We start from the raw sequence: 13,558 nt of genomic DNA, 5'->3' as shown, positions 1-13,558 counted from the left end.
GCCATGAGCCTTTCAAACGCCGATACAGAGATTATCGATGAGCCATCCTTTGCAACGCGCATGCTGCGCATGTTGTGGGCCGATAAATTCGCCCTCTGCGCCGCGATCTTCCTCATCGTCGTCATCATTCTCGCCTTTGTCGGCCCGGCGTGGCTTGGCGAGCTGGCGACGAAGCAGAACCTGCGTGGACGCAACCTTGCCCCGTTCCAATGGCAACGCGAATGGTATTTCTGGCTGGGGGCGGATGCGCTCGGTCGCCCGCTGCTGGCGCGCATCGTCGCCGCCACGCAAAATACACTGATGATCGCCGCCGGTGCCGTTTTCCTTTCCGCCGTCACCGGCACCGTGCTTGGCCTGATCGCCGGTTTTTCCTCCAACCGTGTTGGCCAGATCATCATGAGGCTGGCGGACGTGATCATGTCGTTTCCGTCACTGTTGATCGCGGTCATCGTGCTTTATCTGCTCGGCTCATCCATCCTCAACCTGATGCTGGTTCTGGCGATAACCCGCATCCCCGTTTACATCCGCACCACAAGGGCCGAAGTGCTGGAGGTGCGTGAACGCATGTTCGTACAGGCGGCGCGCGTGATGGGCGCATCGGGCAAACGTATCCTGTTCCGCCATATTCTACCCGTGGTCCTGCCGACGCTGACAACGCTTGCGACGCTCGATTTCGCCTATGTGATGCTGGCGGAAAGCGCGCTGTCTTTCCTTGGTATCGGCATTCAGCCGCCGGAAATCACCTGGGGCCTGATGATCTCGCAGGGGCGGCAGTACCTCACCAATGCCTGGTGGCTGTCCTTCTGGCCGGGCCTTGCCATCATACTCACCACCCTGTCGCTCAACCTGCTGTCCAACTGGCTGCGCATTGCGCTCGACCCCGTGCAGCGCTGGCGGCTGGAAATGAAAGGCCGCAAACATGGCTGACCATCTTCTCGATGTGCGCAACCTTTCCGTGGAGTTTCACACCGCAGGCGGTGTCGTGCATGCGGTGAAGGATGTTTCCTATCATATCGACCGTGGTGAAACGCTTGCGATCCTCGGTGAAAGCGGCTCGGGCAAATCGGTATCGTCCTCGGCCATCATGAACCTCATCGACATGCCGCCCGGACGTATCAGCGGCGGCCAGATATTTCTTGATGGCAAAGACCTTCTGACAATGCCGGCTGAGCCACGCCGCGAGATCAATGGGCGGCGCATCGCCATGATCTTTCAGGACCCGCTCAGCCATCTCAATCCGGTCTATACCGTCGGCTGGCAGATCCGCGAGGCGATGACCACCCATGGAATGGACAGGGTGAAAGCCGAAGCGGAGGCGAGGCGGCTTGTCGCGCGCGTTGGAATTCCTGATCCGGACGGAGCCTTGAAGAAATATCCGCATGAATTTTCCGGCGGCCAGCGCCAGCGTGTGATGATCGCCATGGCGCTTGCGCTCCGGCCCGATCTCCTGATCGCCGACGAGCCGACCACGGCACTCGATGTGACGGTTCAGGCTGAAGTTCTTGCCCTGCTCAAGGAATTGCAGCGGGAAACCGGTATGGCCGTTCTCATCATCACCCATGATCTTGGCGTCGTCGCCGAAATCGCCGACCGGGTGGTCGTGATGGAAAAAGGCGTGCTGGTGGAGGCAGGCACGGTTCGCGAGGTCTATCGCAACCCAAAGCATCCCTATACCCGCAAGCTCATCAGCGCCGCCCCCGGCAGGGGCGAAATGCACGAGCCGAATGCGACCGGCGAACCGCTCCTCCGTGTGCGCGATGTGCGCAAACGTTATGGGGCTTTCGAGGCACTGAAGGGCGTTTCCTTTGACCTTATGGCGGGGGAAACCATAGCTGTCGTTGGCGAAAGCGGTTCCGGCAAATCGACACTCGCGCGCATTCTGCTCCGGCTCGACGAGCCGGATGCCGGCAGCGCCGAGTGGAAGGGGCGTGATCTCTTCAAGCTTTCGCCTGCCGAACTCTTTGCCCTCAGGCGTGATTTACAGATGGTGTTTCAGGATCCAACCCAGTCGCTGAACCCCCGCATGACTGTGTTCCAGCTGGTTTCCGAAGCCTGGGTGATCCATCCGGACATACTACCCAAAGCGAAATGGCGCGAACGGGTCGCGGAATTGCTGCATCAGGTCGGCCTCTCGCCGGAACATATGCGCCGTTATCCGCATCAGTTTTCCGGTGGGCAGCGGCAGAGGATCGCGATTGCCCGCGCGCTGGCGCTGGAGCCGAAGCTCATCATCTGCGATGAAGCGGTCTCGGCGCTCGACGTGTCTGTCCAGGCGCAGGTTGTTGCACTTCTTGACAAGCTGCGCCGTGAAATGGGCCTCTCCTTCATCTTCATCGCGCATGACCTGCCGGTGGTCCGCGATTTTGCCGATCACGTCATGGTCATGCAGCGGGGAGAGGTTGTGGAATTCGGGACTGTCCGGCAGGTTTTCGAAGCGCCGCGCGAGGCCTATACGCGCGCACTTCTTTCCGCCAGCCTCGATCCCGACCCCGATATGCAGTCTGTGCGTCCGGCCGATGCCGATCACACTATTGGAAATCCAAGCGGAGTTCTTTCATGACCAAACAAGCCTTCGTCGCGCTCGTGACCTGTTTCAACGAGGACGAAACCATCAATTACGAAGCGACCCGTGCGCAGGTGCGCCGTCAGGTGGCGGCCGGCAACAACATCATGTGCGCCGGAACTAACGGCGATTTCACCGCACTGACGCATGAAGAAAAAATCCGGCTGACGGAAGAGGTGGTGGACGAAGTTGCGGGCCGTGCGAAGGTCATCGTCAACGCCGGCATGCCCGCCACTTTCGAAACGCTGCAACTCGCCAAAGCCTTCGACCGCATCGGCGTAGACGGTATTGCCGTCATCACACCCTTCTTCATCGCCTGCACCCAGGATGGGCTGATCCGCCATTTCTCGACTGTGGCCGACGCCGTCGAAACACCGGTCTATCTTTACGATATTCCCGCCCGAACCCAGAACCACATAGAGCCGGAAACCGCCCGCAAACTTGCCGCCCATGGCAACATTGCCGGCATCAAGGATTCGGGCGGTGCGCAGCAGACGCTGGAAGCCTATCTACAGGTAGCAAAGGAGATGCCCGGTTTCGAAGTCTATTCCGGCCCGGATCATCTCGTTCTCTGGTCGTTGCAGAACGGTGCCGCCGGCTGCATCTCCGGCCTCGGCAACGCGCTCCCGGATGTACTTGCCGGCATTCTCAATGCCTTCAACGCCAGCGATATCGCTGAGGCCGAACGCCAGCAGGCGATCTATACGGATTTTCGCACCGATCTCTATGCGCTCGGTTTTGCGCCCGCCATGGTCAAGCGCTCGCTTTACCTTCAGGACCCATCCGTCGGCGCCAGCCGGCAACCCGCCCTTCTGCCGGATCAGGAGCAGGATGACCGGATCGTGGAAATCTTACGTCGCTATCACCAGCTGTGACGCCACCGCCCGAATGTGACGTGGAGGAGTGAAGCCGTGTGGCGCCACGTGAAAAATATCCACAAAACGGCCAGAAGCCGAAGCATTTATACAGCCTTGTCCGGGACGAATAATTTGTGACACAAACACGAAATTTCCCTTGTCAGTCCCGCCATTGATGTTTATGAGGAGCGCGCAACGCAAGCGTTCGCGCATGCGGAGAGGTGGCAGAGTGGTCGAATGCACCGCACTCGAAATGCGGCATACCTGCAAGGGTATCGTGGGTTCGAATCCCACCCTCTCCGCCATAAAATTTCACTAACCTATTGTTTTTACACGATTTTATCGTCTGGTAATTTACTTTTGGTACAATTATTGGTACAAAAAGTGGATGAATAAGGCTCGTCTTCCCGGCTTCGAAGCTCGATATCTGTATCTCCGTGGTGACGGTAATTTCGTCTATCGACGCCCGATTCCCGAACAGCTCCGATTGCTTGCCGGTCGAAAGTCCGAATTCAAGGAATCGCTGAGAACCCGCGATCCGGTCAAGGCAACCGTCCGATACGGCGAACTTCACAGCAAATACGAAAATATTCTGGAACAGCTGAAAAACGGCATTCCATTCTCCAGCCGGAAAATGCCGTCGCTGGCCGAACTGAAAGACAAGGCGAAGGAATTTAACCTCCCTTACAAGTCAGCCGATGATCTGATGGAAAAAGCTGACATGCGATCGATGATGACACGCCTCGCAAAATGGGAGGCTCTCGGTCGTCCCACAGGCGTGGAAATGAGTGCACTGTTCGGGTCGCTGCCGGACCTTGTAACCATCCAGAACGTCCTCGAATTCTACGAGGAACATACCCGAGTGGACATGATCGGAAAAACCAAGCGGGAGGCAAGCAAAAGCCAAAGTCCGGTCAAGGCTGCCGTCAAGCGATTCCGGGATTTTGTCGGCTCTGACATCCCCCTTGAGGAAATCAAACGTTCGACCGCAAACGAATACAAATCACACCTGATTGGGATCGTCGAAAAAGGTAAGCTCACGGCCGAAAGTGCCAACAAGACGATCATGCACCTTCGCAAAATCATTACCTTTTATATCGAGAACATGGATCTCGAAATGAGCAATCCCTTCGCCGGCATTCGGCTGAAGGGGAAGAAGAACTCGCGTCCTGTCTTTTCGCTTGAGTTCATCAAGCAGAACTGGCTGCGAGGTGATCCATTCGCGACGTTGAATGACGAAGCCAGAGGTGCACTCTTCGCCATGATCGATACTGGTTGCGGACCGAAGGAAATTATCGGTCTGGACGCGTCAGAAATCCGGCTAGATGCCGAAATTCCTCATATCGTCGTTCAGGCCAACAAGTACCGACAACTCAAAACCGATCATCGTGGCCGAACTATTCCCCTCATCGGCCACGCCCTCAAGGCGTTTCAGGCGAACCCGGAGGGCTTTCCGGCATATAGGAGACCAACAGGGGCCGACGCCCTGTCAGCCGTGTTGATGAAGCACCTGAAGACGAACAAGCTTCTCGAAACTGACGATCACTCGGTTTACAGCCTCCGGCACATGTTCAAGGACCGGATGAGAAAGCACAAAGTGCCAGAGGAGTTGCAAAACTTCCTGATGGGTCACAAGAACCCTATGATTGGTGCGAGTTACGGTGCGGGATACGATCTCGCCAGCACCCTTGAATACCTCAAAAATCTCGAATCCGACTGGAAATAGTGGTTTACTTTTTTCAATAAATACATTATATTCAATCTGATGCTTAGGCATGACTGCCGTTATTTTAGAGAGTCTATACGGCTAGACAAAATCCCTAAAAATGAAATCAGATTTGGATGAGGATGAGCTCGAGTGGCTCACCCAAAGGTTGTGTTCGTTAGGAAATACGGCCCATAAAAATTCAGACCCGAATATTGTTCGTTTGGTCAACTTTTATTGGAAAAAGGCCCAGGAATTAAAGGAAAACGCCCGACCTTTATGGCTTGAGGCGGCCTGATCCACCCCCCTTTAAAATAACACGATAGACGGCACACGTTATGCGTGCAAAGGTAGTGTTTGGGTGACTTTGCCCTCGACTGCCTGTCTTATTGTGGCTATGAGATGGACTCGAGCGATGAGCCGAGCGGGTCCAATTGTTTATTATATTCTAAATATAGAATAACTTATAGGATATGTTATAAAATCATATGAATAAATCTTCTAAATATAGTCTAGACTCTTCTTTTTCCCTCTTTATAGAACAAGTATTTAATGAGAAATATATGTTTGACCTTCAGGTCAAACATATATGCCGTAAGGCATCCTTAAGTCATTTTTATAATCACCTATTCTTTATTACAGTCCATTTTAAACCCGATATCTGCAAGATCGCCAACGAAAAATCTCCTGTTCAAACCAAGGCGATTTTCGATGCCTATAGGAAATGGCACCTGACCGTCAGCAAGAAGCTTCTGGGTCCAAAATTCAACAAAAAACCTCTGCTACAGCCGTTCAGCATGGCCTTCCTTGATGTCGAAGGCAGCCGCTACAAGATGGCTCCAAAGGTGTTTCAGATACCGCATATCCATGCCTTGCTTCTCGTTCATCCTGACACTCAGGCGGAGTTTGAGAATCTGAGGAAACGCGGGGTCCTGAAAGAAGCCAACGACAGTCGCATTACAGGCATCGATATAATCAAGTTTGAGCCGCAACTAGGCTCTGTCACGCCGCTAATGACCTACGCTTCAAAGTATCCCTGCCAGACGCTTAGAGAGGCAAGGATTGATAAGACGTTTTGGTCGTATCCTGATTTGGATGCGACGTCTTATCCTTTCTACGGAGGCGATTGGCTACTCAACCGGTAACCAATCCATTGAGAATGCTTCTGGAAATTTAAAAGTTCAGCTAAACCAGCTTCTGCAATTCAAATTCTAGTCGGTTGCGGATTGCACGTCTTAAGCCGGAAAGTTGGCGCGGAATTGGAGAACCTAGGTTTCCCATAACGCGCGAAGCTCTTTTCGCATACGTTGTGAAAGTCCAGAGACGGTAATCCATGACCTTAGACCGGAAGTCTTTAACAGGGCCAAATGTTTGGATGAGCTTCTCAATATCTGTTAATTTTAAGATCTCATCAACCGACTTTCCCTTGTAACGTTTGACAAGTCGGATTGCCGTTGCATGGCATACAGACGCGATCTTCCGATGAAGATTGCTCATTGTCTTATCTCGTATGAAGACGCTTTTACCATCGTATCTAAAACCCAGATATTCAAACGGCTTATTTAAAGCAGTTCTTCCATCCTTGTCTGATGCCTTGATAACCGAGGCGACTTGAATTCCTGCGATGCGCTCAAATTTGTGAATCGCGGATTTCTCTTCTTTGATCAAAAGGCCCTCTCCAAATTTGCCGACTGCTGTTCGGATTTCCTGCTCAAGGCTGATAGCGTCGGTCTCAGAGATTGGTGCGACGATGAGTATATCGTCTGAATACCGAAAATACGATCCACCTTTTTCGTTGCAGATATTCTGAACATATTTATCGAATTCAAATAGGTACAGGTTTGCAAGTAGATCCGAGAGCGGTGCACCTTGTGGGACGCCCTTGCCAGTTTTATTTACCTCAATAATCGACGGTAGTGTGCCTTTTCCGGCAATTTTTTCACGAAACGTCTTTCCATCACAAAGCTGAACCGGGATTTCTTTTTTAGGTTTTAGATATCCCAATCGCACTTTACCGTATCGATCCGTTTTCTCACCGTAATAACCGAGCCGTTCATACGCCGATTTCACGTTGACGAAGGCATATTTGGTAATCGCCCGGAAGACAGTGAAATGATCTTGTGGTAAGCGTGATTCACCAATTAGTTCTTTCCAGACCTCCCTCAGTCGGTCGTGATCCAAAGACTCAAAAAAGCTGCTTATGTCCAACGCCACCGTGCAGCAGCTTTCGAACGAACGGATGCTCTGTACCGCGGTCAGAGCAAATTCGATATTACTCTGTCCACCACTCCCGCTGGATTTCAAAATGCGCCTGTATGCAATAACCGAACTGCCTAACCCCTCGGCCGCCAAGCGCTCCTCATAAAGTTTGCTGAGAACGCTTCGGTAATAAGAGAATATACAGCTGTCTAATCGAGCGGCGAATCTAATCGGGCGGTCTTTACGTTTTCCGTGTTCACCTTTGCGGGCATAGGCTGTCCAACCCTCGTCATATTTCAAAAAAGGATAAAACTTGTGGGAGCTTACCTGCCTCGGGTCTAATGCTACCGCTTCCGCTTCCGCGGCGGAGATTACCGGATCAAAATGAGGATAACGCCGAATAGAGGCAGTCCACGATTTCACAAAGCGACCTTTGGGGCGAGAGGGGGCAAGAGAACCGTGTGCTTCCGGTTAACCTCCTGCCCCCAACTGTTTAATGCGGGTCTATATCACCCTTTGGCACATATAATCGAGATTATGGACTATAGTAGCTGCGTGAAGATATTCTCTTCATGCGCCTTGATTGTCCAATTTCGTGCGGAGGTCCGAATGGACATCTTTACACTACTGCTGGCAACCTTCGGGCTTGACAGCTTCAAGCTATTCTCCGCACCCCCAAGTTTCCCATCGTGAACGGATGGAAGCAATATCTGTTGCCATACTCTTTATTTCAAGTGCGCGACAAAAAAATTTCTCAGACTGTGGAAAACGTTGATTATACTTGATGGTTAAAGTCAATTTCGGAAATTTCGTTCGAACCTCAGTACGCGCTCTGATTTCTTTTTTCCGATCCGACTGTAAAATACCGCTTTTAAATAGCAAAATTCTACCTATATTTTCATCCTATGGCGCACTCAACCTAAGGCGCGTCACTATGGTCAGTGGCTTTCAAAGGAATGTAAATGTCTCTTGATAGTATTCATCTGCGAAAATTGCTTATGCTGATGTTCCTGTCCGATAAGAAAAGACAGAGCGCGCTTCGTAACGATATTCGCGATGAGATCGCAAAAGAATCAGGACGGGCATCGAACGGGGGGGATTTTTACGCTCCATTTTGGGCCGATGCACGATCTCACATTTTTGGGTCTAGTGAATTGGATGTAACGGTCAAGGATCGCATAGACGTCAACAAGCGCCGCCAAAATCTATATCCGCAGTTAAAAGATGGCTTTTTGCGCTGGTGGACGGAGAGAAGACGTTGGACAAATGAGCCTTTTCAGCCAGGACGACAAATCCGGGCAAATTATGATTTCGTCGAACTGAAATCGACGGTTAAGATTGACAGCATTATTTCTGTTCGTGACGCCCAAGGGATCGAACACTTCATATATCCATATTTTGCAAAAGACCCAATTCTAGGCAAGGAGGCCGCCCGCCTCGGTTTATGGCTGTTAACAACCGCTTTGAACGAAGTGCCATCCGATGAAATCCGAATTCTCGATGTCATAAGGGGGCAGACGTATTCTATTGACCGAAGCCCGCTCATTGGAACCGAGAGACACGAATTTTTAGAACGCTACGGTAGCTTAATAAGTGAGCGTGCTGTCCTGAAAGAGGAATACGAATAATCAATAAAAAACCACGGACAATTCACGTCGCCTCAAGTTGAGGATCGCATCATGCCTGCTTTTTGCAGCGTAAGGTGTTTTGATAAGGTCGTGAAACACTATAGATAATTCGGTTTCACAATTTAGCCATTTTCATATCCTGCGGCACCAAATAGTCAACCCCTGATTGGGTATTTCGAAACACCTAGTATAAGAAGTGTTTCGATCAGCGAAGTGCGGCTTTCGACCTCTTCTTCGATAACTATTTCGGATTTTCCTCGCTCAAAGCATTCCTGAAACAAAATTATCTATTCGGTTTCAAATGCGATGCTTTGAAGCAGGATCGGGTGATGAGCGAAAATAATGTTGATCGAACAATATCAACAATCCTGCAAGTGCAGCTGCCGTTGTCGTTCTTTGAGAGTTTGAAGAAGATCTAATTTATCCAGCGAAATCAGCTATGTACACGATATATAGTCTTGATAAAGTGTTTCAAGACGTAAAGGAATACCTCAGCAATGATCAACGATTGCAATGGAAAACGACTTTATCTTACATCGTCAGAGCGACAGGCTTTCCTCAAAGCCGCCATCAGACGACCCGGAACGATCCGTTCTTTTTGCGAAACACTGCACTTCACCGGATGCCGTATTTCCGAAGCGCTCAACCTGACCGTTGACCGGATTGATCTGGAAAACGAGACGATCATTTTCGAAACTTTGAAGAAACGACGCTCCGGCGTGTTTCGAGCCGTACCGGTCCCTTCACAACTGCTGAATACACTTGAGCTTGTCCATCAAATTCGTCGGCCGGGAAAACTGGACCGTCGCCTGTGGCCGTGGTCGAGAGCGACAGGATGGAGATACGTCAAATCGGTGATGATAGATGCCGGAATAGCATCTGGTCCGCAATCGTCTCCCAAAGGTCTGAGACACGGTTATGGCGTGAATGCGATCTCTTCCGGTGTTCCCTTGAACATGCTGTCAAAATGGATGGGTCACTCTGCGATTGAGATCACGTCAATCTATGCCAACGCCGTGGGAAGTGAACAAAAGCAGATATCGGAAAGAATGTGGATCAACCCCTAGCGATCCTGTCGGTGCGTTCGCGTCGCAAAATTTGAAGCCAGAAACAGCACTTGGGATGAGCAATGCTGAAAAGAACGAAATACATTTACCCCTTTCTCGCCGGAATTGCCTTGTCCGGCTGCGATCAGAACGTAACAGCCACGCTATACACCAGCGACATTCAGGGAATGATTGAGACGCACGGGAAAAGCGTTCCGGTCGATATCACAATCGAAGTCCTCGAGTCCGGGATTGATAAGCAGTGCGCGAAGCCGGAAGGCAAGATGATCGTTGATGCCGTCGCGTCAGTATTCGAAAGTGCAAGCCTGATTGGATGTGAAGATGTTTCCGGAAGCATCAACGACAGGATGCTGATCAAGGCAAGAACAGTCCTTGATGCACCTGCCTCTCCCGAGGTCGAGCCGGGGAAATTCCTGCTGCATTTCAGCACGTTTAAAGAGGACAAATCGCATTTCATCGTCGCACGCTTCAACGTTGAAGCCTATTCAGCCCTTCAGCAGCAACTTCAAAAAATGAACATGATGGCACGTCCAAAATTCGAGGACGCGTCCATGACCATTACAATCGAAAACGATATGCGTGAACCTGCAGCAATTTACACCAGCACAGGTCTTTTCGTTGACGGTGTACCTGCCGATCAAAACGTGGAAGCAAAGCTTGCTCCCCGACAAAAAATGACGGTCAAGCTGGGTGACGTCAAGCAATCGTTTCTAGGCAAAAACGGTTGGGCTGGTATCGCCAACATCGGCCACAGCCCCTCTTCGAACTAACTTGTCAGGATTTCAAACAAATGCAAAAAGCAGGCGGAATTATCGCACTGATCGCAGGTATTTTCGGCATTTTTGCCGCAGCGATAACATTGTTCGTCGGTGGTATCGGGGCTGGACTGGAAGCCGACGGTGCATCTACCGTCGTCGGCTTAGGATGGGGCGGTATCCTCTTCTCGTTCCTCACGATTATCTTTGGCGCCGTAGCCATGGGAGCGACGAGCAAAACTCCCGGTGCCCTGCTCATCGTCAGTGCAATCCTTGGAGCGGTTCTGGGTGGAACCCTAGTCGCAATTTTTATGGCCCTCGCTTTCATCGGCGGCATTCTTGCTGTCTTCGGTGCAAGGAAAGCGACTGTCGCAGAAGCAAAATGAGACTATTCTGGAAATCATTGTTCTGGATTGTGGTCGTTGGTCTTGGCTTGCCGGTTTTTGGAAGCCTTTTGGGTCTCATCCTTTCGTCATTCATCGACGCTCAAGGGCCCGGTAGTCCCGGTAAAGAAGTTCTGGACGACGCCCCGATCAGCACCACACCACCTGACGATCTGGTGAATGCACTGTCATTCTTTTCAGGACTTACCGAGGTCCAGAAGAGCGAGATCAAAGATTCCTATCGCGGCAAGCTCGTGGAATGGAAGCTGCCGGTCTGGGATGTTTCGCAGCGGAACGATGAATTTGTGATCCAGACTTCTCGTCAGGGCAAGATTGCGACGTTCTGTAAAATCCTACCGTCTGAAGACAATGAGGCAAAGAGGATCAGGCAACTGGCCGCGGGTGATTTCATCACCTGCAAAGGCGTCGTCAGTGGCTACACATTGGGAAACGTGAACATCTCTCCCGCCAAACTGGCCGATTGATGGGCAGCATCTTCCTTCATAATTCCAAAGAAAAACGAACCCATTGAGGAGAGGCATCAATGAAAAAAGCCACCGTTTATGCAGCCATTGTTCTTGGCTCGATGGCCACCTCAGTTAACGCGGCAGCGATTGAGCCTACGGTCTATGTTTGCTCTCCGACCGACGACGGCGAGGCAGAACTGGACAACATCGTTGAAATTGCTACCACGGCCGCACAGCAGAAAAAACTCTATTCGACGGCAAGGAAGGGCGTTCAAGAGGGTTTCTACACGGACTGCTATCATGAGGGCGGAGCCAAGGGATATCCAGAGGTCAAGTCCGTTCAGGCTTGTAAGAAGCACGCCGATGAATGGTACGGTCAGACCGGAGGAGCCTTGGTGATTATTTCCTGTGTTGCCCAATAAGTCTTTGAGGGATCCAGCCGGCCAAAGGGGCTTTCACTTTCTGTAGAAATTTTATTTTCATCGATCCGCAGCTTTAAATCCTTTGGTTGTTTCATTGTTGGGGGCAACGTTAATGTTGCAAACATTCTCGCCAGCTCTTAGTCTCTGCGTCGGCATTAAAATTCGCGCGTAAATGCATAATTGTAGCTGCGTCTCCCAGCAATAAAGAGGATTTAGTAATTGAATTCAGTGTTTGTCTTGCTCAATCAAGGCTGGGTTGGGACGCTATTAGGTGTGCTCGGAATTGGTTTTGCGGTATACCAAATTTTTAAACGCTCCGAAGCCAAACCCGTTTTTCAATATTCGGGACAAAAGCTGATATCCAGCAATGGTGGACTCTTGCCGAACGAGGTGACAGTTCAGTTTCACGGCACGACTGTTCCGAGAATCTCGCTGACTTCCATAGTATTTTGGAATCACGGACAAGCGACCATTAAAGGTGGCGACGTTTCTGATAAATATCCCTTAACATTTTCCTTCGAAGGTGGGCAAATTCTAAAGGTTGAAGTAGTTAAAGTCACGCGAGCTGCGATTGAAGCATCTGCCAGCGTCTTGACGAATGACGCTTCTAGGCTTCGTGTGGCATTCTCATTTTTAGACGCTGGAGATGGCTTCGTGCTGAAAATACTTCACACAGGCGAAGGTACAAAACCGACCTTTTCAGGAACCATAGTAGGAGTTCCACTTGGTGTTAAGTCGCTGGGACGAGTTACGAATTATCAACCGCGAAAAGGAAGCAAATTTGTAGAAAATGTCCTTCTAAATTTGCTGAAGCCGAGTTGGCCAACTATATTCGCGTTCGCTTTAGTTGGCGCAGGCGGTATTATTGGAGCCGTTTACCCGGACTTTTTGCTACAATTCGCCGAAAAACGGGATCTGGAAACTAATGCTGTACGCGTAGCAATGGGAATAATTGGAACACTCTATTTGTTTATGGGGGCATACATATGGATGCGCTTCCGCAGGCGCTTTCCAAGCTCAATCAACATTGATGAGAGCTAAAAACTTAGACACTTACATTTTCGGCTTCTTTTCAATAAGATTCACTCACTCCGTTTAAGATGGTACATTTATTGGTACATTTTTAATTTAGTTCTTCATAAAATAGCGATATTTTACAATAGTTTATGGCGCAATCCGACGTTTAATGACTTCCACCCTCTCCGCCATAATTTACGCTGAGCCGTAAGATTTTTCCGAGATAGCCTGATTCATTCGTTGGTCGCTTTGATGCTGCAGTCCGCTAGCGAAGCCGGTGCCGCTTTGCGCCAGCGGAGGCAGACTGGTTGAGATAGCCGTTGGCTTCCATTTCGTTGCGTCCCACCCGCGATCTTCAGCACCTGTTGGAGGCCCACATGGCCACGCTCCCGAAAAATTGGGATGCCGGCAAGTGCTCGTTGATATCCGCCATTGCCTCTTACGGCAGAGGCGCTATCATAATTGTGTTGTAGGACGATAAGCTTTGGGAGGAGC

Annotated in this window: 13 protein-coding genes and 1 tRNA gene; 13 read left to right on the top strand and 1 reads right to left on the bottom strand. The window is 50.7% G+C overall.

Annotation, left to right across the window (positions count from 1 at the left end; all coding sequences use genetic code 11):
• The first annotated feature begins 3 nt into the window (after positions 1-3).
• The 6 genes from T18_RS11915 to T18_RS11890 all read left to right on the top strand — a co-directional run bounded on the left by T18_RS11915 (position 4) and on the right by T18_RS11890 (position 6,270).
• On the top strand, positions 4-927 hold the full coding sequence (locus tag T18_RS11915; protein ID WP_038494361.1) for an ABC transporter permease: 924 nt from the start codon (positions 4-6) through the stop codon (positions 925-927).
• Positions 920-2,560 carry an ABC transporter ATP-binding protein gene (locus tag T18_RS11910; RefSeq protein WP_038494358.1) on the top strand — a complete coding sequence of 547 codons (1,641 nt, stop codon included), beginning with the start codon at positions 920-922 and terminating at the stop codon, positions 2,558-2,560. Before T18_RS11915 ends, T18_RS11910 begins: the two co-directional genes overlap by 8 nt.
• Positions 2,557-3,438, top strand: coding sequence for a dihydrodipicolinate synthase family protein (locus T18_RS11905; protein WP_038494355.1), 882 nt, complete (start codon positions 2,557-2,559; stop codon positions 3,436-3,438). Before T18_RS11910 ends, T18_RS11905 begins: the two co-directional genes overlap by 4 nt.
• Before the next feature lie 197 nt (positions 3,439-3,635).
• Positions 3,636-3,725, top strand: a tRNA-Ser gene (locus tag T18_RS11900).
• Between the two features lie 83 nt (positions 3,726-3,808).
• On the top strand, positions 3,809-5,146 hold the full coding sequence (locus tag T18_RS11895) for a DUF6538 domain-containing protein (protein WP_051489719.1): 1,338 nt from the start codon (positions 3,809-3,811) through the stop codon (positions 5,144-5,146).
• A gap of 542 nt (positions 5,147-5,688) precedes the next feature.
• Complete coding sequence (locus T18_RS11890; protein WP_038494352.1) at positions 5,689-6,270, top strand: hypothetical protein; 582 nt, start codon at positions 5,689-5,691, stop codon at positions 6,268-6,270.
• A 40-nt stretch (positions 6,271-6,310) separates the two neighbouring features.
• On the opposite strand, the gene T18_RS11885 is transcribed toward T18_RS11890, so the two are convergent.
• Positions 6,311-7,747: a reverse transcriptase domain-containing protein gene (locus T18_RS11885; RefSeq protein ID WP_038494349.1), complete on the bottom strand. Its 1,437-nt coding sequence runs from the start codon at positions 7,745-7,747 to the stop codon at positions 6,311-6,313.
• A gap of 539 nt (positions 7,748-8,286) precedes the next feature.
• On the opposite strand from T18_RS11885, the gene T18_RS11875 reads away from it, so the two are divergent.
• From T18_RS11875 to T18_RS26625, 7 genes are all read left to right on the top strand, one after another.
• Positions 8,287-8,952: a hypothetical protein gene (locus T18_RS11875; RefSeq protein WP_038494346.1), complete on the top strand. Its 666-nt coding sequence runs from the start codon at positions 8,287-8,289 to the stop codon at positions 8,950-8,952.
• 497 nt (positions 8,953-9,449) lie between these two features.
• Complete coding sequence (locus tag T18_RS11870; RefSeq protein WP_038494343.1) at positions 9,450-10,019, top strand: tyrosine-type recombinase/integrase; 570 nt, start codon at positions 9,450-9,452, stop codon at positions 10,017-10,019.
• Positions 10,020-10,081: 62 nt separating this feature from the next.
• On the top strand, positions 10,082-10,789 hold the full coding sequence (locus T18_RS11865; RefSeq protein ID WP_038494340.1) for a hypothetical protein: 708 nt from the start codon (positions 10,082-10,084) through the stop codon (positions 10,787-10,789).
• A 20-nt stretch (positions 10,790-10,809) separates the two neighbouring features.
• Positions 10,810-11,160 carry a hypothetical protein gene (locus tag T18_RS11860; RefSeq protein ID WP_038494337.1) on the top strand — a complete coding sequence of 117 codons (351 nt, stop codon included), beginning with the start codon at positions 10,810-10,812 and terminating at the stop codon, positions 11,158-11,160.
• Entirely contained in the window at positions 11,157-11,642 is a 486-nt protein-coding gene (locus T18_RS11855) for a hypothetical protein (RefSeq protein WP_038494334.1), read from the top strand. Before T18_RS11860 ends, T18_RS11855 begins: the two co-directional genes overlap by 4 nt.
• A 59-nt stretch (positions 11,643-11,701) precedes the next feature.
• Positions 11,702-12,046, top strand: a complete 345-nt coding sequence (locus T18_RS11850; protein ID WP_038494331.1) for a hypothetical protein — start codon at positions 11,702-11,704, stop codon at positions 12,044-12,046.
• A 219-nt stretch (positions 12,047-12,265) separates the two neighbouring features.
• Entirely contained in the window at positions 12,266-13,087 is an 822-nt protein-coding gene (locus T18_RS26625; protein WP_139322510.1) for a hypothetical protein, read from the top strand.
• The last annotated feature ends 471 nt before the right edge of the window (positions 13,088-13,558 follow it).

Origin of the sequence: Rhizobium sp. TBD182 (assembly GCF_001950375.1) — a bacterium.
GTDB lineage: Bacteria > Pseudomonadota > Alphaproteobacteria > Rhizobiales > Rhizobiaceae > Agrobacterium > Agrobacterium tumefaciens.
The sequence above is the reverse complement of the archived record's forward strand: the minus strand, read 5'-3'. Positions and strand labels throughout refer to the sequence as shown.